The sequence below is a fragment of the Streptomyces boluensis genome (genome assembly GCF_009908195.1).
GTDB classification, from domain to species: domain Bacteria; phylum Actinomycetota; class Actinomycetes; order Streptomycetales; family Streptomycetaceae; genus Streptomyces; species Streptomyces boluensis.
The window spans coordinates 1-20,901 of the sequence record NZ_JAAAHS010000107.1 but is presented as its reverse complement, the minus strand read 5'-3'; the positions used below and the strand labels follow the sequence as shown (position 1 = coordinate 20,901).

Here is a 20,901-nt window from a genome sequence, read left to right as displayed (position 1 = left end):
AGGCCCCCAACTCCCGTCCACCGCCCTTTTGTTGCCGCACCTCGGGCCGGGCGCGCGACTTCCTTACTCGGCCGTGTGCGTGGGCTTACTCGGCCGTGTGCGTGGGGTAGACCTCGACATCGGTGTAGGCGCCCTTGATCTCCCCCGCGCCCGCGGGCCACTTCAGGCTCACGGTGTGGGTCTCGTTCGGGGGCGTCACCTGGATGTCGGTCGGGTGCGCGAGGCTTTCACCGGAGCCGTCGATCTCGTAGGCGAGGTTGAAGACAGCGGCGTCGCCGGGCTTCAGGGTGGTGATGCGCGGCTGGGCCTTCCCGCGCCCGATGGGGTTCGAGGTGTTGTCGGCATCCTTGATGTCGACGCCCGCGAAGCCCGTCGCCGAGCAGGTGGCCGAACCCCGGTTGATCATGGTGATGTTGATCCGGCCGGTGTCCGCGTCGGGGGCGGCGTCCTGGGCGTCGATGGCCAGGTCCTCCGACTTGCAGAACGTGACCTCGCCGCCGGCCTTCGTACCGCCGCTCTCGGCGCCCGCGCCCGCGTCGTCGCCGGAGCCCGGCTTCGTGTCTCCGACCTCCGAGCCGCCGGATTCCGATCCGCTGGATTCCGAACCGCTCTCCGGCTTCGAGCCGTTGCCGTCGTCCGAGGACGAGGAGGACGAGGAGCCCTTGGCGGACCCGTCCGTCCCGGAGCCGCCGCCGCAGGCGGTGAGCGAGAGGGTGGCGGCGACGCCGATGGCGGCGAACGTGGTGATGCGGGTGTACTTCATGGTGTTCCCCCCGGTGTAGCTCTGTGCATGTGGTCTGAAGTATTTGTATCCCGCACCGAGTTACGGGAGTTCTTCCGCGGAGTCTTCGTTCTGTCACAGGCGGGGGTGGAGTGCTGCGGCTTCGGCACGTCCAGTTCCTCGGGCGCGGCGGCCGCTCGATGTGCCAGGCCGCGCCGGAACTTTCAACACGTTCACGGGGTGGGCTGTAGGCCGGTATTCCGAGGGGGCGGCATGCCTGGTTTGCTCCTACATATCCGCGCCTGATCCGGAGCAGATGGGCGGAATCGCGTCGACAGCCACGCGGTAGCAACAGCCAAGCAATTCACATGAGATGGGACATCCCTATGGAGACCACCACCGAGCCGATGTCGACCAAGCCCAGGGACATGAAGTGCCACAGGTGCAATGCCCCGGTGGACGCGGACCATGCCGAGACGCTGCACGCCGAGAACGGCACGGTGCTCTACCGATGGCGCCCCGGGCGGTGTCACAACCTCCAGTGCTCTGAGTCCCGTCGGCGCAGCAGTTGACTGTTCCCTGCCGGGTCGAGGTCCGCCGTCACCCCTTCCGTCGCCCCGTCCGTCGCCCGGCGGCCGCTTCCGGGACCGTCGACATGGCTCGCTCGGCGAGTGCGGCGATGGGCATGCTCGGGTTGGTGCTCGCGTTCGCGTGGCCATGAACATCAGTTGGGGAGTCGTTTCGCGATGAGTGCGGGTGTCGCGTTCTGACCGACATTGCGATGTCGGTTTGTTTTGACGTCAGTCGAGGGCTTGCGGTGGGACTGTGAGGTGTGCTGCTGCCGCTGGGGGCCTGATGGGTAACTCGCAGTCGAAGGTCGAGCTGTACTCGGCGATCCGCAAGGATCATCTGCTGGGCATGTCGATGCGGTCGTTGCAGCAGGTCCACAACGTCACATGGCGGACGGTGCGACGGGCCCTGGACGGGAAATGGCCGGAGCCGCGGAAGAAGCCGCGCCAAAAGGAAACGCGGCTCGATCCCTACAAGACACTGATCGACTCGATGCTGAAGGCAGATCTGGATGCGCCGCCCAAGCAGCGGCACACCGCCCAGCGGATCTTCGACCGGCTGATCGAAGGGCACTAGGCCCGCGACATCTCGTACTGCATGGTCCGGCTCTACGTGAAAGAACGGCGTAAAGAGATCCGCCGCAAGGCCGGGGTCGGCCCGGAGGCGATGTTCATCCCCCAGAGACACCTGCCCGGGGTCGAAGCGGAAGTCGACTTCGGGGACGTGCACATCGTGCTCGCCGGAGTGCCGACCAGGGTTTACCTGTTCTCGCTGCGGCTGTCCTACTCCGGCAAGGCGGTGCACAGGGTATTCGCCTCCTGCGGGCAAGAAGCCTTCCTCGAAGGCCACGAACACGCCTTTCGGCGGCTGGGCGGCATCCCGCGCGGGAAGATCCGCTACGACAACCTGCGGGCCGCCGTCGAGCGGGTGCTGGGGCTGGGACGGGCCCGGGTGGTCCAACGCCTACTCGGTGCCGGTCCGCTTCATCGGCCGACAACTGCGGGTCCTGCTGCACGCCAACGGCCTGGTCGTCTACGACAGCCGCACCGAGGTCGCCCGCCACGAGCGGCTCAGCGGCCGGGGCGGCTCCCGGCTTGTGCTCGATCACTACCTGGAGGCGCTATTGCGCAAGCCCGGCGCCTTTCCGGGCTCGACGCCGCTGGAACAGGCCCGCTCCGCGGGCCGGTTCACCCCGGTCCATGACCGGTGGTGGGCAGCTGCCTGCGCAGCCCACGGGGACGCGGCCGTCACCCGGGCCCTGATCGAAGTCCTGCTTCTTGCGAGGCACATGGAACACGAACACGTCGTCGCGGGCCTGGCCGCCGCGATCAGGGCGGGCCGCTCACCGCGGACGCGGTCGCGCTGGAGGCCCGCAAGGCCGCCGAGGGCGATACCGGGGAACTGCCCGCCCCGGCCTCTGGCGCAGGCCAGGCGGAGGGGCCCGCGGCGATGGTGACGTCCCTGGCCGACTGGAGGCTGTCCCATTTGCCGCCGGACAACCGGCCACTGCCGTCGGTGGCCCAGTACGACCAGCTGTTGAACCGCCGCGGCCGCAGGGCCGGAAACGAGAAAGAAGGATCACGAGCCCACGCAAGCGCGGACTGACCGAAGAAGCCGCCGCCTCGATCGACCAGGCATGCCGGATGCTGCGGCTGCCCTCCATCCGCCAGCAGTTCGGTGACCTGGCCGATGCCGCGGCCCGAGACCAGATGTCTTATCGGGCTTTTCTGGCGAAGCTGCTGATGACCGAGTGCGACGATCGGGCCCGGCGCCGTTCCGAGCGCCGCATCAAGGCGGCCGCGTTCCCGCGGGAGAAGTCGTTGCGGGCCTTCGACTTCGAGGCCAATCCGAACGTCGACCCGGCCACCGTCAACACCTTGGCGACCTGTGAGTGGGTCAGGAAGAGCGAGCCGCTCTGCCTGATCGGGGACTCCGGCACCGGCAAGTCCCACCTGCTGATCGCGCTGGGCACCGAGGCCGCGCTGCACGGTTTCCGGGTCCGCTACATGCTGGCAACCAAGCTCGTCAACGAGCTGGTCGAGGCCGCCGATGAAAAGCAGCTGTCCAAGACCATCGCCCGCTACGGACGCGTCGATCTTTAATGTATTGATGAGCTGGGCTACATGGAACTTGACCGCCGCGGGGCGGAGTTGCTGTTCCAGGTGCTCACCGAACGCGAGGAGAAGAACAGCGTCGCGATCGCCTCGAACGAGTCGTTCTCGGGGTGGACGAAAACCTTCACCGATCCCCGGCTCTGCGCGGCCATCGTGGACCGGCTCACCTTCAACGGCGCCATCATCGAGACCGGCACCGACTCCTACCGCCTCGCCCACACCAAGGCCCAGGGCGAACAGAACAAGGCCGGCTGAGCAGCTTGGTGCCGGTCAGGCCGAGTGCAGTGGGAGCCGGTCCTGCAGAACCGCCCGCTCGATGGCCGCGTCAGCGATGACCCCGGTCCAGGGGATGGCAACCCTGATGCCGATCGCGTCCAGGGCCTGACAGATGCCCAGCAGGGTGAACAGGCCGGCGTTGTCGCAGTAGGTGAGGGCGGACAGGTCCAGCGTCACGCCCCGACGGTGATCGTCGGGGCGTGACGCCACCTGCACGATTGCCTCGCGCAGCAGGGCGGTGGTGTCAGAACCCATCTCTGAACCTTGCGGAGGCGCAGGCCGAGTGGCAGAAACAGAACCGCTGACGCCTACGAAGCGTTGTAGGCGCAGTAGAACACGGCGAAATCGGTGATGCCGAGGGCGACCACACACGGGATGCACGCGATCGGGCCCGTGGCGCAGGCGGAACACGTGGCGCCGAGCGCGGCGATGGTCGCCATCGTGTACCCCTGCCGGATCATGCAGGCCTTGAAACGCTCCCAGTAGGTGGAGGCGGCCAGCTCGTGCGGCTGGGTGGGCGCCACGGACTCCGCGGCCGTCGAGGCGTCCTTGGGCGTGCCGCTCACCTCGCCGGTCGGCGACGCCGTCTTGTCGAGCGTGGCCTTCCCGTCGATCCAGACCCGCACCCGGACGGAGCCGTCGCGTTGGGTCTGGTAGACGTGCTCAATGGTCTGCGTGACACGACCGGAACGGTCGTAGACGGTGGCGAGCACGCTGGGGACGGCCGCGGTGCCCGCGTACGGGAGGTACACGATGCGGACGCCGGTCGAGCGCGACACACGCACGGTGGCGCCGGCCTCGTCGATTCCGGCTCCCTCGGGAAGATGCACGGCGATCTTCCCGGAAAGGACCCCTTCTTTCGTGCGCTCGATATACGCACGTGACTTTTCCGGAGTTTCCTTGTCGTACTTCTTGCGGAAGTCCGAGCCGTCCTTGATGAGCCTTTCGTAGCCCTGCCTGCCCGGTTCGTCACGCCGGTCGGATGCCTGGGCCTGGAACGGGATGATCGCGGCGATCGTGGCCGAGATCAGCGCGATGACGAGAGCGCGCAGCCGCGTACCGGCCGCTCCGCGCAGAGAGGATCTGTGCATGGTTGATTGCTTCTCCGAGGTTTGGGGAGTGGATTTCCGAAACTACCCGGAGGTGAAAAGGAGTGCTGTCCTACTGAGCCGTTGGGGGATCAGGATGGCGGCTCCAAGGATGAGGACAGGGCAACAGTGGGAGCGCCCCCAAGGTCAAGGCTCTGCAAGAACATGTCAAGAGGGTCGGCGCGTATCGGAGTGTCGAATTCATTCGACGCGGGATCCGTCGAATGAATTCGACGGATAAAACTCCGGAGAAGGCGTGAACCCATCTGGCCCCAGCGGCAACTGCTTGATAGCTTCCGCCTTCAACAGTGGGGCGCGACAGCGTCAGGTCGAAGGCGACGGCGTCCGCCGCGCTCTTGGCGACCTCAGCGACGAGCTGATCGATCTCGTGCGGGCTCGCGCTGTCCTGGGGGCCCATGTGCAGGAGCGTGACGTGCATCCACTGGGGCTGGACCGGATGCAAGCCGGGCCGAGGGCCGTGAAGGTCAAGAGCTCCGTCCTCCGCAGGCGCAGAGATCGACAGCGAGTGACATCAGAACTCGTCGCGATTGATCATGCAGAGACGCCCATAGCGACTCCCCAACACACCGCGAAACGACTCCCGTTCAGACCTCCACAACCATTCGCGGGCACCGCGGAGCCGTCACACACAAGGAGTCGTCGGTAGCCGAACACGGCGTGCCGCTCGTCCACGACCGCGCCGGCGAGCCGCGGCTCGGACAGGGAAGGCAGGCACACGCCCCACGAAGGGCGGCCCTTGTATCTAGCAGTCACTCCGCGGTCGAACGGAATGGCCAAACCTCGAGTCAGGACGGCTGAGGCCGCGTACCGCGCGAAATCCGTGGAGCAGTAGGTGAGTTGGAGGTATCCGCACCGTGCCGGTGGTGATGGTCGGTGGCCTTCTCGCCCAGGAACCACACCAGTTCGGAGCGCTGCCGGATCCCCAGTTTGCGCAGGATGTTGCTGACGTGTGCCTTGACGGTCTTCTCCGAGATGTAGAGCCGTCGGCCGATCATGGCGTTGGTCATCGACTCGCGGGCGATCAGGTCGGCGATCTCCCGTTCCCGTGTCGTCAGCGTCTCCGGGTACTCACGGTCGTGCGACGGCGGCGTCTTCAGCGCCATCATCGCGAGTTCGGTGCCGACGAGCCGGCACTGGTCCTTGATCCGGCCCAACTCCTGCCGCAGTTCGGCCACTTCGAGGAGTGCCGCGCGTGACCGCAGGGTGTCCACCGACCGCGCCACCTCGTCCAGGCAGTCGGTCGCGGTGTGCAGCATGTCGATCGGGAAGTCGAGCCGGTTGCGGTCGAGTTCGGGGAAGTCCCGGTACAACCGTTCCCGCGTGGACGATCGGGCACCGTCGTCGAGGGAGAGCGCGAGTGCCTGGGCCAGCCACTCCAGCGCGATCACGAAGGTGTCGTCGAAGACGTCGGGGCGGGGCGACTGCGTGTTGACCATGCCGATGACTGTGGCCTCGTCGGGCCCGAACATCGGCACCGCGACCACGTCACGGCTGAGTACGCCGTCCCCCATGGGCGCACCGGCGTGGCAACGGCGGCCGTCGTCGTACGCGTACCGGTACGGCTTGGCGTTCGCCCTGATCCAGTGCGACATCCCGCCCCTGCCGAACCGGGACGTGTCGGCGCTGAGATGTTCACCGGCACTGAAGATGTACGGCAGTACCAGCGTGTTGTCGCCCTGGTACAGGCCCACGTAGAACGTCTCGACCGGCGCGATGGCGGTCGCCGCGCGACGGACCACGGCACACATCTCGTTGACGTCGTCGGGGGCGAGGAGCCGCAACTGGCGGTCGGCCAGGCGTAACGCGCCCCTGACCGTCTCTGGCAGTACCGTGCCCAAGGCGATCCTCCGGTGACTGGTTTCGCGGCCACAGTGAGGCATCGACGATATCCCGAACGGCGGTGACGTGTGCGGGTCATGGCCCTTCTGCCCCGGGCCACCCCTCACAGCCCCATGCACAGCCGACGGGCGTCGAGGATCGCCGCATGCACATTGCGGTGGGCCACCGCGTCGCCGATCCGGAACAGCGCGTACGTGCCCTTCTCGTCCGTCGAAGGTTGCTGCGGGCGGCCCGCGACCAGCGCCGCCGGGTCGGTCACACCTCTGTTGCGGGAGCCCGGCCGCAGCTCCTGGTACAGGTCGTCGACGGGCAGGGTGCCGTGTTCGACGACGACCTGGTCGACCGTTCGCTCGACGAGCTCGTCCGAGTACGCGTTGGCGAGCGTGGCGACCAGCGCACCGTTCGCCCGCCGGACCGACCGCAGCACGTGGTCGGGCGTCAGGGTCACGCCCGCGGAGTAGAGGGCCCGGAGGTAGTCCGGGTAGAGGGTGCCGGTGACGTCGGCCCCCGCCATCCGGTCCGGGGTGGCGAGCTCCACCCGCGCCCCGGCGCCGGCCAGGCGCTCGGCGGCGGTCAGGGCCTGCTCGCCGCCGTGGTCGTCGAAGATCAGGACGCGGCGCCCCGGCTTGGGTTGTTCGCTCAGCACGTCCCAGGTGGGGACGACGAGTTCTTCGCCGGAGTCCAGGACCTCTGTGTTCGGCAGGCCGCCCGTCGCCACCACGACGACATCGGGGTGCAGGGCCAGCACGTCGTCGGGTTCGGCGAAGCAGCCGAGCCGGACCGTCACACCCAGGCGCCGGACCTCCTCGGCCAGCCAGTGCACGATGCCTTCCTTCTCGGCATGGCGTGTGGTCCTGGCGGCGAGCAGCACCTGGCCGCCGAGCCGGCTCGCCGCCTCCAACAGCGTGACGTCGTGGCCGCGTTCGGCACACACCCGGGCGGCTTCGAGGCCGCCGGGGCCGCCGCCCACCACCACGATGCGCCGGGGGGTGGCGCCGGGTGCGACCAGTTGCGGGATCACCGCCTCGCGTCCTGTCGCGGGGTTGTGCAGGCAGAACGTCTCGACCCGGGAGGCGCAGTACGTGGCGCCCACACAGGGCCGGATGCGGTCCTCCCGCCCGGACATCAGCTTGGCGACGATGTGCGGGTCGGCGATGTGCACCCGCGTCATCCCGACCATGTCGGCATGCCCTTCGGCGAGTACGTGCCGGGCTGTGGGCAGATCCGCGATCCGGCCCGCGTGGAAGACCGGCACGTCGACCTGGTGACGGATCGCCGCCGCCACCGGGACGTGCGCGCCGAGCGGCCGGCCGAACACCGGTATGACATCGGCCAGTTCACGGTCCGTGTGCCCGGACCCGTAGATCACGGACAGGAAGTCGACCATGCCGGTCCCGGCCATCGCCGTGGCGATGTCGAGGCACTCGGACGCCCCGAGTCCGCCGCTCACCCCCTCGTCGCCGGGGACCCGCAGGCCGACGACGAAGCCGGGGCCGACCTGCTCGCGGATCTCCCGCAGCACCAAGTGCCCGAAGCGGCCCTCCGGTTTCAGCTTCGAGCACTACCGGGACGCGTGGAACCGGGGTGTGAGCGACTACCTCACGACCAGCGTCCTGGTCACGGTGACATCGACCGTCGCGACCGTGTTCATCAGCGCATGGGCGGCGTACGGCCTGACACGGGTGAACATCCCCCTCAACAAGGTGCTCACAGCCGTCATACTCGGCGGCCTGATGCTCACCCCGACCGTGGCCCTCGTACCGCTGGTCCGGATGTTCCAGTCGATCGGCCTGTACAACAGCTTCTGGGCGCTGCTCATCCTCTACACCGCGTTCCGGATCCCCTTCACCACGTTCCTGATCCGCGCCTACATGATCGACCTGCCGCGCGAGGTGGACGAGGCGGCGCAGATCGACGGGGCCGGCCGCTGGACCGCGTTCTGGCGGATCATCCTGCCGATGTGCAGGCCGATCCTCACGTCGACGGTGCTGCTGCATGTGCTGTTCGCATGGAACGAGTACCTGTTCGCGATGGTGTTCACCAACGGCAGCGACGTACAGACCCTGCCTGTCGGGCTGACCAGCCTGATGAGCAAGCACGGCACGGACTTCCCCGTCGTGTTCGCCGGCATGGCCATCGCCGCCGTCCCGGTGGTGCTCCTGTTCCTCTTCGGCCGGCGCTACATCGTCAAGGGGCTTGCCGACGGCATCGGCAAGTGAGCCGGATCGAGGAGCCCGCGCCCGTCGCGGATCAGACGGGCAGCACCCCCGGGACTGCAGCCCGTCTGGTCCGGGCCGCCTTGACGGGCGGGTGGGCAGCGGTCAACGGTCGACTGCCCACACCCGCACCGACGCGTCACCGCGCCCCACCGTGACGGCGACCGGCCGACCGTCCAGTTCGGTGAACTGAACGCCGAGCGCACCGCCCTCGTGCGCGGCGACCGGACTGCCGAGTGCCTGGTCCTGTTCCAGGTCCCACGCGCGCAGCGTGCTGGTGGAACCCGGGCCGGGGTAGGGGTCGGTGCAGGTGACAGCGATCGGAGGGCCGTCCCCGGCGCCGACGGCCACCATGATGTCGGTTTCCTCTTCGAACGGTTCGTGCCCGGCGAGCGGCTCGCCCCACTCTCCGCGGTTGATGTCCACCGGGACAACGCTGCCGAATGCTCCGGCGGCAACTACGAGAGGGCGGCCCCCTACGTGCGTCAGCGCGAATGACGTCAGCCATTCCTCGCCGTCCTCGGTTTCCAGCTCGTGGTCGAACTTCACGAAGGGCAGACCTTCGTCGAGATCCCACACCCCGTTGCAACCGTAGTCACCGTCGTAGGCCACCAGTACCGGCCGGCCATCGAGAACCCCCGGCGCTGTGCCGCGGTCGTACCTGACGTTGTGTTCCTCGGCAGGATGCCCGTCGCCGCTGTCGGCGGCGTCCCACACGTGGACGGCTTCGTTCTCGGGGGAGGTGAGGAACAGTGACCGGTCGGGGAGTTCCAGCGTGCCGACGGTGTCCACGTTGAAGTAGTGGTAGTCCGCGAAGGTGCGGATCTCACCACTGTCCAGGTCCCACTGGGCGAACCGCTGCTTCTTCGAGCCTCCGCCAACGACGATCCGCCCGTCGACGACCAGGGCCCCGAGGGCCGTCAGCGCCGCAGGGCCGTCCGGCCCGTGCCCCGGCGGCCACGGGGGGCTGTCGAGGCGGTGGACCGCCCACTGGTCCCGCAGCGGATCCCAGGTACACGCCCCCTCCGGATGGGTGCCGACCAGCAGGGGACCCGTGCTTGTGGTGACGAGGTCAAAGTCCGCGAGGCGGCCGAAGGGTATCTCGGCGGTCTGGACGAGGGAGAGTTCTGCCATGGGCGGGAAGTCTAGGTGATGGAGCCCAACACCCTTACGTGACAACGGAGTTGGACGTTCACTGCGCATCTGACGCTTCGGTGTCGACCCCCAGGAATGGGACGTCTAGGCCGAAGACCTAGTTCCCACCCGCCGAGAATCGGTCCAAGTCGTAGCGCCACAACGGGGGTTGGGTCACTAGGGTCGACGGCAGGTCGACGCCGCGAGTCTCCGCCACAGCGGTCACTCCAGCGAGGCGAGCGCGACCCGACGCACCGTTCCTGTTCCGTACGCGCTGCCGCGTACCGGTACCCCCTGCCCACTGGAGAAAGGCCGACCCATGCCCACCCGACGTATCCTCCTCCGGTCCATCGCCGCCGGTGCGGGCGCCACCGCTTTAGCCGTCGCCGCTTCCCAGGCCTTCGGCGAGACGGTGTCCGGTCCGTCCCCGCGCAAGGTCGGCCTCAAGCCCGGCGCGATGGGCTCCGAAGTCGCCGCGCTGCAGTACCTGTTGACCGCGTACGGGTACAAGACCTCGGCCGACGGTGACTACGGGCCGCTGACCGAGAAGTCGGTCGCGAAATTCCAGGGCGCCCGTGGACTGGTCAAGGACGGCTGGGCCGGTCCGCTCACCATGAAGAAGATGCTCGACAGCGGCAAGGTCGCCGCCAAGTCCGGCTGGGGCAACCGCAGCACCGTCCGGGCGGTCCAGAGCCTGCTGGTCGGGCTCGGTTACGAGATGGCTGTCGACGGCGACTTCGGCCCGCTCACTTCTGCCGGCGTCGAGAAGTACCAGTCCAAGCAGAAGCTCACCGCTTCCGGCACCGTCGACTACACCACCTGGACCTACATGTTCAGCCCGCCGACGAAGCCGGGTACCGGCCTGCGGAAGGGACCCGCGGTGCTTGTGGCGCAGTCCGGCAGCGGGCTTTCGACGTGGGCGTACGACTGCGGTCCCGCGGCCTTCGTCGCACTTCAGCTGCGGATGGGCCGCAAGCCCGGCAAGTGGACCGATGTCGCGCGCCGCGGTGACGCCATCAACTACGCCCGCCGCACCGTCCTCGGCATGACCGACAACACCCGCGGCACCGGCCAGATCCGTGACGAGGCCGGTCTGGTCGCCGGGTTCAAGCGGCTCGGCGTGGACCAGGCGCGCACCGGAGGTCTCGACGCCGCGCTGTCGGCGGTCCGGGCCGGTGGTGTGTCAATGCTCGGCGGCGACCTCGCGGTGTGCGCGCGGTGGAACGGCCGCGCCACCGGCTCCACCCTGCACTGGATCGCCCTGCTCGACTACAGCGCCAGGTCGGGCAAGTACCAGGTCGCCGACTCCAGCAGCAAGCACAACGAGCTGGTCTGGGTGACCAGCGGCCAGTTGGCCTCCTTCGCCCGCACCTGGGGGGACTCGGTCTGCGTCGAGTAGGACCTCAAGTGCCCCGTCCAGATGCCGAGGGACGAGGTGGCCCCGCCGATGGCCACCTCGTCCCGCGTCCTCAACTGGCGCTGGGGGAAGTCCAGTCGGCGGGCAGCCGGGCCACGCGGACGCGCTGCGGGTGGTCGCCCACGGGAACGGACTTGATCTTGCGCCCGGTGGCGAAGTCGATCGCGGTGACCTGGTCGGCGGCGCTCTCCGAGATGACGCAGGCCTTGCCGTCGCCGCTGACCGTGGCCCAGTACGGCTTGGCCGCCGGGACCAGCGGGCCTTCCTTGAGCGTGCCGCGGTCGACGATCGTGGCGTACTCGTCCATGGTGCCGGCGATGCAGAGTTTGGTTCCGGACGGGTTCATCGACATGCCGTGGTGGCGGGAGTCGTTGACGTAGGTGGTGCGGTCGTCGGAGGTGTCGGGGTTCTTCGGCAGGGTCTTCATCCGGGTGACCTTGTCGCCGGCGACGTCGTACTCGAAGAAGCCGTTGAAGAACGAGACTTGGAAGTACAGCTTGGACTCGTCGGGGGTGAAAGCGACGGGGCGGATCGCGTCGGACCTGTCGTTCTGGCCGAAGGCGTCCAGGCGTTCACGCATGTCGATGGTCTTGACGACCTCGAACGTGTCCGCGTCGACGACGGTGATCTTGCGGTCGCCCTTCAGGCCGTCGAGCCAAGGCGCGTCGAGGGCGTTGTTGACCTCGCCGATCGCCATGTTCCAGATCTTGCCGTCCTGGGTGAAGACGTTCTCGTGCGGCTTGTCGCCGGTCTTGAACGACCCTGTCTGCTCTCCGGTGTTGATGTCGAGCACATGGACGGTGTTGCTGGTGGACGCCGACACCGCCACACGGGAACCGTCGGGTGAGACGGCCATGTGGTCGGAGCGGTAGCCGGAGACGGGGAAGCGCCACTTGAGCTTGCCGGTGGCCGTGTCGATGGCGACAACGTCGGCGAAACTGGGACGGGAGACGACGACGGCCGAGCCGTCCGGCGTGGTGTAGAGGTCGTCGGTGTACTGGTCGTGGCCCTCGCCGACGGTCAGGCGGATGCCGAGGAAGAAGGCGAGCTTGATGGGATTGGTGTAGATCTCGCGGAGCCGCTCGGCCTTGTCGGGGATGAGGTTCATCCGGCCGATCTTGGCGAAGTCGCCGCTGGCCTCGATGACGTCGGCGGTACCTTCCCAGTTGTTGCCGACGAGCATGACGTCCCGTGCGCCGGTCCGTGTGTCGTTCCGTGTGTCGTTCCGTGTGCCGGACCGTGCGTCGGTCCGCGTGTTCTCCGACGGGGCGGCCTGGGCAAGGCCGCTGGGGATGAGCGCTCCGGCGACGGTCGCGGCGGCCACGACCCCACCGAGCAGGGACCGGTGTCGGCGGACAGAGTGCTTGGCTCGCATGTTCTCACTCCTGAGACGGGAGGCTTCGGCCACGGGGCGACACCCCTCGGCCACCTCGCGCCCCACGGGGACCTCTCCCCCTGGGAACGCACGGGTGCCGGGCACAGCCACCAGGCTTACGGAATACGGCAGTTGAGCACGGTCGAGCACGTACGACCGGCGCACGACCAGCGTGCGCACGGGCCTTGTGGGCCACGGGTACGCACGCGACTACACCACTTGAAAATCGTCGTTTTCACGTTGGGCTACTGGATGGTAGGCACGGCGGGCGACCGTCACAACCCCTCATGCGCAAGAATCGGAACACCTGGACGGAAGGACACTCGGTGGCAGGCGCAACCACATCGCCAGGCAACTGGTACAAGGGCAGGTCGGCGGATGAGCGCCAGGCCGCACGCCACCAGCGCTTCCTGCAGGCGGGCCTGGATCTGTTCGGCGCCGGGCCCGGCTACCGCGGCACCAAGGTCGTCGACCTGTGCAAGGCCGCCGGGCTCTCCACCCGCCAGTTCTACGAAGAGTTCCACACGCTCGAAGACGTACTGGCCGAACTGCACTTGTACGTCAACGATGTTGCCCAGCAGGCCGTACTCGACGCGCTCCCCCATGTCGAGGACCTGTCGCTCGCCGACCGCGTGCCGCACATGGTGCGGGCCTATGTCGAAGCCGCGGCCGCGGACGCGCGGCACGCCCGTATCTCGTACGTCGAGATCATCGGCGTCAGCCCGCGCATGGACCGCCAGCGCCTCGACCGTCGCGCGCTCTGGATCGACGTCATCGACCAGCTCGCCGACGCGGCCGTCGCACGCGGTGAAGTGCCGCCCGGCAACTACCGCATCGCCGCCGCGGCCTACATCGGCGCCGTCAACGGACTCATGCACGACTGGGTCGTCGGCTGGGTCGACGCCACCCTCGAGGAGATCGCCGACGAGCTCCTGCAGATCCTCCTCAGCCGCTACCACGTCGCGAACTGAGCCGCCCGCTCTACTCGTCGGCTCCGGTGAGCGGTTCGTTCGAGGGGGCGATCAGGCGGGCGTGCAGGTCCGGGGTGGGCATGGTGCGGTCGAAGGGGAACAGGGGGCGGCGGATGCGGTGGTGGCCCAGGCGGACCAGGTTCTGGTCCACGCCGCCCGGGGTCAGCGCCATCTTCCAGCCGTCGGCCATGGCGAAGAGTTCCGGTTCCAGGTAGCCGATCTTGACGATGACGAGCTCGGCCTCGCGTGGCGCCAACTCCAGGTCGGTGAAGTCGTGTTCGTGGTGGTACGGCTTCCGCAGGCGCGTCAGGATCACGTGTACGCCGCCCACCCGCAGCACGACCTCCGTCTCCGCGTCCGGGTCGCCGTGCCGGATCGCGTGCACGACGCCGGTCAGGGTGAGCGGGCCCGCGTGCCGGTCGTCGACCTCCGCGCCCGCCGTGACCGTGACCGTGGCACCGACGCCCGCGGCCACCGCCTCGTCGACCGCGCCGGGTCCGGGGAGCGAGGCGTAGATGACCGTAGGACCCGTCGCGTCCTTGAACTCCGGGCGGGACAGCAGGAGTTCGAGACTCCAGGTGACGTCGCCCGCGCCGCCCGCCGTGGGGTTGTCGCCGGTGTCGCTGATGAAGTACGGGCGTGCGGTGGACGCGAGGGCTTCGTCGAGGCAGGCGTCGAGCGTGCCGGTGGGGGCGACGAACGCGAAGTCGTGCCGCGCGTCCCAGAAGCCGCGGGCAAGGCGCTCCGCACCCGTGGTCACCGCCGCCTCGTCGGAGCCGGTGACCACGACGGCCGCCCGGTTGCGCGGCTCGTCCGCCCAGGCGTAGCCGACCCAGATCGCCGCGTCCGTCACACCCGCCGCCGATTCGACCTCCGCCACGGCCGCGTACACGCTCTTCGCGGGTTCGATACGGGTCGAGGTCTGCTCCCCCGCGAGGAGGACCGGCACCGGGATCCACGCCTTCAGGGGGCGGGGCGCGTTGCCGGCCAGGTGGTCGACGAGGTTGCGGGCGGCGCGCTCCTTGGTTTCCATGGCGTCCTCGTGCGGGGCCATGCGGTAGCAGGTGATCAGGTCGCTCTGGTGGGCGAGGGCGCGGGAGACGTTGCCGTGCAGGTCCATCGAGGTCGAGACGATGGTGTCGGGGCCGACGATCTCCCGTATACGGCTGAGGAGTTGAGACTCCGCGTCGTCCGTTCCCGCTACGGTCATCGCGCCGTGGATGTCGTACCAGAGGCCGTCGACCGGTCCCAACTCACGGAGTCGGTCGAGGAGTTCGGCGGAGAGTTCCGCGTACGCCTCGGCCGTGACCGTACCGCCGGGCAGGGCCTTGCCCACGAGGGCGCCGCGCCACTCGGCACGCTCGCGCAACGGCTCCCCCGGTGCGAGGAACGGGTAGCGCGCCAGGACCTCCGGACCACGGCGCGGGTGGAAGGCCGGGGCGCTGGTGCGGGCCGGGGAGAACGTCGACGACTCGATGCCGAGACCGGCGACGGCTATCACGGGGCGAGACGCGGAGTGGGGTACGGAGTGGAGTGCGGGGCGGGGTGCTGGCATGGGTCCTCCGGGAAGGTGCCTCAGACGTGGGCCGGGGTCGCGGCGCCCCCTTCCGGCGTGCCGATCACGATCTGTACCGCGCCGACCCTGCGTCCGCCGCCCTCCACGGGTACGTCTTCGAGTGCGGGCAGCGGCGGCAGTGGTTGCCCGGCCGCGCGCAGGGCGGCGACGGCGACTGCGGTGGTGGCGCGCGGGCTGCCGTCGACCGCCTTGACGGCGACGGTCGTGCCGTCGTCGAGCGCGGCGAGGAACACGCCCTCCGCACCGCCCTTGGCGAGCGATCCGGGGATCAGTTGCGCGAAGCGGGTGTTGAGGTGGCCGGTGCCGCCGATGTACTCGGGGTGCGCGCGCATCGCCTCCGCCACCGCCCGCTCGGGAGTGCCGGGGCCCGCGGTGGCTAGGGCCGCCCCGGCGCGCGCCAGGCCGGCGAGGGGCACGGCGGGGCAGGGCGCACCGCAGCCGTCGACGACGACGCGGCCGGCCTTCGCTCCGGAGAGGCGGGACAAGGTGTCGTACACCTGCCGTTGCACCGGGTGGTCCGGGTCGAGGTAGGTGGCGGTGTCCCAGCCTTGGTGGACGCAGGCGGCGAGCATCGCGGCGTGTTTGCCGGAGCAGTTCATGACGACCCGCTCCGGGCCCCGTCCGGCACGGACCAGGGCATCGCGGGCCTCGGTGTCCTCGGGCATGCCCGGCACGTTGCGGAGCGCGGTGCGGGTCAGTCCGCAGCCGCGCAGGATCGCGTCGACCGCCTCGACGTGGAAGGGCTCCCCCGTGTGGCTGCCGCAGGCGACGGCGAGGTCCGTTCCGGACAGTGCGGCCCCGGCGGTCAGTGCGGCGAGGGCCTGGAAGGGCATGAGGCTGGAGCGGGGCAGCATGAGTACGTCCGGGTCGCCCCAGGCCTCCCTGACGGTGCCGTCGGGTGCGACGACCACGACGTGCCCGTAGTGGCGGCTCTCCACGAAGCCGCCGCGCACCACCCGGGCCAGCTCGACGGGCACGGTGCGTACGCTCGGCCCGGTCATGCGGCGGCTCCTTCGACGGCGAGCACGGCCGCTCCCGTGCCGCGCAGCTCCTCGGGCACCGGGACGGTGCCGTCCGGTTCGGGCTTCGCCGGTCGCGGTCCGCCCGGTGCCAGCCAGCACGCCGTACGCCCGGCCGCGAGCGCTGCCACATCGGCGGACGGTACGAGCGCCCCGCGCGCCGGGTCCAGATCGGTCACGTACAGGGTGCCCTCGCGGGTGGTGTAGCGCACGGGGTGTCCGGCCGGTTCGGTGTGCCGTCGCCAGGGCCGACTGCCGTGGATCGCGGGCGAGTTGACGGTCAGCCAGTCCCCGAGTGACCGCAGCCGTGCGACCTGGTTCCCGGGCAGGGAGCCGTCCGCGCGGGGGCCGACGTTGATCAGCAGGTTGCCGTTCTTGGCCACGGTGTCGACGAGCAGGTGGATCAGGTCGGAGCCGGTGATGAGGTGCCGGTCGTCCTCGGCGGTGTTGTGCCCGAAGGACTGGCCGAGGCCGCGGCAGGCCTCCCACACCCGGTCGGTGGTGCGCCGCTCGCTGACGTACTCGCGGGTGGGTACGCCGAAGTAGGGCACGCCCCAGCGGTCGTTGACGAGGCCGTCGGGCACCTGGTCGAGGTAGCGGGCGAACAGGGCGGCGAGGTCCTTGTCGCCGCGGCCCTTGCCGCTGTCGGGCCAGTCGATGTCGTTCCACAGGTAGTCGGGGCGGAACCGGTCGACGAGTTCGGTGAGCTGGTCGTGCGTGAAGTCCGCGAACTCCCGGTCGTTGCGCCGTAGTTCGAACAGGTCGGTGAGCGAGCGGATCGGCGGGAAGCCGCCGACGTGCCAGTCGAGCGCACCCGAGTAGTACAGGCCGAGGCGGAGTCCGTGGCGTCGGGCCGCCCCGCTCAGGTCGGCGAGGAGGTCGCGGCGCGGTCCGCGGCGGGCGGCGGTGAACGGGGTGGTGGCCGAGTCCCACAGGCAGAAGCCGTCGTGGTGCTTGGCGGTGGGTACGACATAGCGCGCCCCGCACGCGGCGAACAGGGACATCCACGCGTCGGGGTCGAACCGGTCGGCGGTCCACCGGTCGGCGAGGTCCTCGTAGGAGGTGCCCACGCCGTAGGTGCGTTCGTGGAAGTCGCGGGTGGGCGATCCGGGGATGCGTACGGTGTTGGCGTACCACTCGGCGTACGGGTGGTTGATGAACTCCCGCTCGATGGGCGTGTGTTGGCCCGGTTCGCGGGGTGTGCCCCAGGCGGGCACCGAGTAGACGCCCCAGTGGATGAAGACACCGATCTTGGCGTCGGCGTACCAGCGGGGCACGTCGGAGTGCGGATAGACGGGGCTGTGGGCACCGAGGTCGGGTCCGGTGCGCTGGTCGAAGAGCAGCAGGAGAGTCTCCTTCGGTCAGCGGGACAGCGGGTCACGGGTCAGCGCGTCAGCGGCCGGCGAGGCCGGTGGCCGCGATGCCTTTCACGAGGTGCTTCTGCAGGGCGATGAGCAGCAGCAGTGTCGGTACGAGCGAGATCACGGAGGCGGCCATCACCAGGTGCCACTGGTTCCCGTTCTGGCCGAAGAACAGGGAGAGGCCGAGCGGCACCGTGCCGAGGTCGTGGACGTCGTTCACGACGATCAGGGGCCACAGGAAGCTGTTCCAGTACGCGATGAAGGTGAAGACGGCGAGCACGCCGAGGGCGGGCTTGGCGATGGGCAGCATCACGGAGCGGAAGGTGCGCAGCGGTGAGCAGCCGTCGAGGGTGGCGGCCTCCTGCAGTTCGTGCGGGATCTGCCGGAAGAACTGGCGCAGCAGGAACGTGCCGAACGCGGTGAACGCCCAGGGGAAGACCAGGGCCTGGAAGCTGTTCACCCAGCCGAGTTCCTGCATGAGGATGAACATCGGTACGACCAGGACTTCCTGAGGGACCATCAGGGTCGCGAGGAAGACCAGGAAGAGACTGTCGCGGCCCCGCCACCGCAGCCGCGCGAAGGCGTAGGCGCCGAGCGAGGAGGCGGCGAGCACCACAAGGGTGCCGACGACGGCGACCAGGAGGCCGTTGACGATGAACCGCTGGAACGGCAGGTAGTCGAAGACGTCCGCGAAGTTCTGCCAGCGCACGCTGGAGCCCACGAGGGACGGCGGGTTGGCGAAGGTCTCCCCGGCCGGTTTGAGTGCGGTGGCGACGGCGTACAGGACCGGGGTCAGGAACAGGAACGTCACCAGGACCAGCAGGACGTGGGACAGTACGCGGCGTGGGGTCCAGCGGGCGCCGCGGGCGGTGGCGCGAGCGGTGGTGGCGCGCGTGGCTCGGGAGTCAGTGCTCATAGTGCACCCACCGCTTCTGTCCGACGAACTGCACGGCCGTGATCAGCAGGATCACCGCGAAGAGTAGCCAGGCACCGGCCGCGGCGACGCCGAGGTCGCGGGAGATGAAGCCGTTCTCGTACACGTTCTGCACCATCGTCACCGTGGAGTCGCCGGGGCCGCCCTTGGTGAGGATGTACGTCTGGGTGAACACCTGCATCGACGTGATCATGGTCATGGTGGTGACGAAGAAGACGGCGGGCGACATCAGCGGCAGTTGGACGCGCAGGAACTTCACCAGGCCGCGGGCTCCGTCGATCTCGGCGGCCTCCAGGACCGAGGTCGGCAGTGCGTCGATGGCCGCGGAGAACACGATGAGGTTGTAGCCGATGCCCTGCCACACGCTCATCGCGACGACGGCGAACATGGCGGTGTCCGGGTCGGCGAGGAAGTTCGGCGCGTCGATGCCGAACCAGCTGCCGAGGTAGTGGTCGAAGACGCCGTCGGGCTGGTACAGCATCTTCCAGATCACCGCGGAGACGACCATCGGCGTGATCGTCGGAATGAAGAAGAGGACGCGGAACACCTGTCGGCCACGGCAGTTGGCGATCCAGAACGCCAGGGCGAGCGACAGGAGCACGTTCAGCGGCAGGAACAGCGCCGTGAACACGAAGGTGTTGCGGACCGACACCAGGAACGTGGGGTCCTCGGCGAGCAGATGACGGAAGTTGTCGAAGCCGAGGAAGGAACGCTCGCCGAAGATGGGCCAGTCGTGGAGGCTCATCACCACGGCCATGCCCACGGGGAAGAGGGTGAAGACGGTGAGGCCGATGATGCCCGGTGACAGGAACCCGTAGGCGTACCACCGTTCGCGGGCGCGCGGGCCGCGGCCGCCGGCGGGCTGCTGCTTCACCGGCGGCGCGGTCTTGGCAGTACGCGTCAGTTCACTCAGGGCCATGGGTCAGCCGGCCGACTTCTGCTGAATGGTCTTCAGGGATTCCTTGGCGCTCTTGGAGCCGGTGTAGGCCTCCAACAGGTACTGGCTGAAGAGGGTGTTGACCTCGTCCCAGTCCTCGGTGCCGACGAAGGGTTCACCACCGGCAAGGCCGTCCTTGACGGCCTTCATGCCGAGCTCGACGGTCTCCTTGCTGTCGGGGTTGTCGGCGTTCTGGTCGGTGAGGAACTTCTCGTACGCGGGCTGCGCGTCGGAGCGGGCCGGGAAGACGCGGCCCTGCTCGGCGAGGTACGTCTGTGCCTCCGGGCCGGTCAGGACGGCCAGGGCCTTGGCCGCCTCGTCCTTGTAGCCGCAGGACTTGGACATGCCGAAGCCGGAGTTGGCGACATACGTCCTGGAGCCGTCCGGGCCCGCGGGAATCGGGGCGACCCCGACCTTGAACTTGGCCTCGCCGATGTGCGAGCCGAGGTTCCAGGTGCCGTCGACCGCCATCGCCGTGTTGCCGTTCACGTACTGCGTCTCGGCCCAGCCGCCGTCACCCGAACTCGCGGGTACGCTGGCCGACTTGGACTTGGTGGCGAGGCCCGCGTACCAGTCGTACGCCGCCACCATCTTCGGGTCGTCGAGCTGCGGCTTGCCGTCGTCGGTGACCGGGCGGGCGCCGTTGTAGGTGAGGGCCATGGTCAGCGAGTGCAGGTCGGAGAAGGAGAGGCCGAAGCCCTTCTTGCCGTTCCGGGTGAGGGACTTGGCGGCCCGTTCGAAGTCCGCGACCTTCCAGCCCTCGCCCGGTTCCTTGACGCCGGCCTTCGCGAACGCGTCCTTGTTGTAGTAGACGACCATCGCGGCGAGGTCCATCGGCAGGGCATAGGTCTTGCCGTCGTACCGCAGTGCCTCCACCGCGGCCGGTTCGAATCCATCGACACCGCCCTTCTTCACATGCTCGTCCAGGGGCTCCATGAGCTCCGCGAAGCCGGGCAGGCGCAGGCTCTGCATGCTCACGATGCAGGGCTGGTCGCCGCCCGCGGCCTGGGTCTGCAGTTTGGTGAAGTAGTCCTTGAACGGTGCGGTGTTGAGGTCGACCTTGATGTCGGGGTGCTTCTCGGTGACGAGCGCCGCCAGGTGCTTGAGCTGCTTCTCCTCCTCGGCGCCGCTGGCCCACATCTGCCAGGTCAAGGTCACCGAGCCATCGGAGCTCTGACTGCCTCCCGAGCCGTCACCGGAGGAACCTCCACCACATCCGGCGAGTACGACGATGGCGCTCGCAGTGGTGATGCTGACCCGTTGCGCGGCACGCAAACGCATGCGCTGACCTCCTAGTTCACCACCGTGCGGTGGGCGGGGAAGGATTGGGGC

General features: G+C 68.8%; 18 protein-coding genes and 1 pseudogene. 6 read left to right on the top strand and 13 right to left on the bottom strand.

Translation table 11 applies throughout. The features are described 5' to 3' along the window. Positions 1 to 85: 85 nt before the first annotated feature. On the bottom strand, positions 86 to 763 hold the full coding sequence (locus tag GUY60_RS16005; RefSeq protein ID WP_161698292.1) for a DUF4232 domain-containing protein: 678 nt from the start codon (positions 761 to 763) through the stop codon (positions 86 to 88). Between the two features lie 813 nt (positions 764 to 1,576). On the opposite strand from GUY60_RS16005, the gene GUY60_RS39940 reads away from it, so the two are divergent. The 3 genes and pseudogenes from GUY60_RS39940 to istB all read left to right on the top strand — a co-directional run bounded on the left by GUY60_RS39940 (position 1,577) and on the right by istB (position 3,660). Continuing rightward, complete coding sequence (locus GUY60_RS39940) at positions 1,577 to 1,867, top strand: hypothetical protein (protein ID WP_376771242.1); 291 nt, start codon at positions 1,577 to 1,579, stop codon at positions 1,865 to 1,867. A gap of 394 nt (positions 1,868 to 2,261) precedes the next feature. Then, positions 2,262 to 2,747: a hypothetical protein gene (locus GUY60_RS39935; RefSeq protein ID WP_376771241.1), complete on the top strand. Its 486-nt coding sequence runs from the start codon at positions 2,262 to 2,264 to the stop codon at positions 2,745 to 2,747. Positions 2,748 to 2,868: 121 nt separating this feature from the next. Beyond that, positions 2,869 to 3,660, top strand: a pseudogene (gene istB, locus GUY60_RS15995) (IS21-like element helper ATPase IstB). A gap of 15 nt (positions 3,661 to 3,675) precedes the next feature. On the opposite strand, the gene GUY60_RS15990 reads toward istB, so the two are convergent. The 4 genes from GUY60_RS15990 to GUY60_RS15975 all read right to left on the bottom strand — a co-directional run bounded on the left by GUY60_RS15990 (position 3,676) and on the right by GUY60_RS15975 (position 8,154). Next, positions 3,676 to 3,936 (bottom strand): STAS domain-containing protein, encoded by a 261-nt coding sequence (locus GUY60_RS15990; protein ID WP_161698289.1) that lies wholly within the window; start codon positions 3,934 to 3,936, stop codon positions 3,676 to 3,678. Positions 3,937 to 3,989: 53 nt separating this feature from the next. Then, positions 3,990 to 4,772, bottom strand: coding sequence for a hypothetical protein (locus GUY60_RS15985; protein WP_161698286.1), 783 nt, complete (start codon positions 4,770 to 4,772; stop codon positions 3,990 to 3,992). 803 nt (positions 4,773 to 5,575) lie between these two features. Beyond that, complete coding sequence (locus tag GUY60_RS39000) at positions 5,576 to 6,628, bottom strand: LuxR C-terminal-related transcriptional regulator (protein WP_161698285.1); 1,053 nt, start codon at positions 6,626 to 6,628, stop codon at positions 5,576 to 5,578. Positions 6,629 to 6,732: 104 nt separating this feature from the next. Continuing rightward, positions 6,733 to 8,154 (bottom strand): FAD-dependent oxidoreductase, encoded by a 1,422-nt coding sequence (locus GUY60_RS15975; protein WP_246235077.1) that lies wholly within the window; start codon positions 8,152 to 8,154, stop codon positions 6,733 to 6,735. 61 nt (positions 8,155 to 8,215) lie between these two features. On the opposite strand from GUY60_RS15975, the gene GUY60_RS15970 reads away from it, so the two are divergent. Continuing rightward, positions 8,216 to 8,848, top strand: a complete 633-nt coding sequence (locus tag GUY60_RS15970) for a carbohydrate ABC transporter permease (RefSeq protein WP_223178695.1) — start codon at positions 8,216 to 8,218, stop codon at positions 8,846 to 8,848. A 102-nt stretch (positions 8,849 to 8,950) separates the two neighbouring features. Here the strand turns inward: GUY60_RS15970 and GUY60_RS15965 are convergent, their stop codons facing one another. Next, positions 8,951 to 9,979, bottom strand: a complete 1,029-nt coding sequence (locus tag GUY60_RS15965; protein WP_161698282.1) for a WD40 repeat domain-containing protein — start codon at positions 9,977 to 9,979, stop codon at positions 8,951 to 8,953. Positions 9,980 to 10,298: 319 nt separating this feature from the next. On the opposite strand from GUY60_RS15965, the gene GUY60_RS15960 reads away from it, so the two are divergent. After that, positions 10,299 to 11,378 (top strand): peptidoglycan-binding domain-containing protein, encoded by a 1,080-nt coding sequence (locus tag GUY60_RS15960; protein ID WP_161698279.1) that lies wholly within the window; start codon positions 10,299 to 10,301, stop codon positions 11,376 to 11,378. Between the two features lie 70 nt (positions 11,379 to 11,448). Here the strand turns inward: GUY60_RS15960 and GUY60_RS15955 are convergent, their stop codons facing one another. Next, complete coding sequence (locus tag GUY60_RS15955; RefSeq protein ID WP_223178694.1) at positions 11,449 to 12,771, bottom strand: YncE family protein; 1,323 nt, start codon at positions 12,769 to 12,771, stop codon at positions 11,449 to 11,451. A 326-nt stretch (positions 12,772 to 13,097) separates the two neighbouring features. Between GUY60_RS15955 and GUY60_RS15950 the strand changes: the two genes are divergently transcribed. Continuing rightward, positions 13,098 to 13,742: a TetR/AcrR family transcriptional regulator gene (locus tag GUY60_RS15950; RefSeq protein ID WP_312866320.1), complete on the top strand. Its 645-nt coding sequence runs from the start codon at positions 13,098 to 13,100 to the stop codon at positions 13,740 to 13,742. A 10-nt stretch (positions 13,743 to 13,752) separates the two neighbouring features. Here GUY60_RS15950 and GUY60_RS15945 read toward each other — a convergent pair whose 3' ends face one another. The 6 genes from GUY60_RS15945 to GUY60_RS15920 all read right to left on the bottom strand — a co-directional run bounded on the left by GUY60_RS15945 (position 13,753) and on the right by GUY60_RS15920 (position 20,727). Beyond that, entirely contained in the window at positions 13,753 to 15,297 is a 1,545-nt protein-coding gene (locus GUY60_RS15945; RefSeq protein WP_161698274.1) for a M81 family metallopeptidase, read from the bottom strand. 20 nt (positions 15,298 to 15,317) lie between these two features. Further along, entirely contained in the window at positions 15,318 to 16,319 is a 1,002-nt protein-coding gene (locus tag GUY60_RS15940; protein ID WP_161698271.1) for an asparaginase, read from the bottom strand. After that, positions 16,316 to 17,614: an alpha-L-fucosidase gene (locus GUY60_RS15935; RefSeq protein ID WP_223178693.1), complete on the bottom strand. Its 1,299-nt coding sequence runs from the start codon at positions 17,612 to 17,614 to the stop codon at positions 16,316 to 16,318. The genes GUY60_RS15940 and GUY60_RS15935 overlap by 4 nt, the downstream gene beginning before the upstream one ends. A gap of 115 nt (positions 17,615 to 17,729) precedes the next feature. Then, positions 17,730 to 18,614 (bottom strand): carbohydrate ABC transporter permease, encoded by an 885-nt coding sequence (locus tag GUY60_RS15930; protein ID WP_161698270.1) that lies wholly within the window; start codon positions 18,612 to 18,614, stop codon positions 17,730 to 17,732. Continuing rightward, positions 18,604 to 19,551 (bottom strand): carbohydrate ABC transporter permease, encoded by a 948-nt coding sequence (locus GUY60_RS15925; RefSeq protein ID WP_161698268.1) that lies wholly within the window; start codon positions 19,549 to 19,551, stop codon positions 18,604 to 18,606. The genes GUY60_RS15930 and GUY60_RS15925 overlap by 11 nt, the downstream gene beginning before the upstream one ends. A 3-nt stretch (positions 19,552 to 19,554) precedes the next feature. Beyond that, complete coding sequence (locus GUY60_RS15920; RefSeq protein WP_161698265.1) at positions 19,555 to 20,727, bottom strand: ABC transporter substrate-binding protein; 1,173 nt, start codon at positions 20,725 to 20,727, stop codon at positions 19,555 to 19,557. Between the last annotated feature and the right edge of the window lie 174 nt (positions 20,728 to 20,901).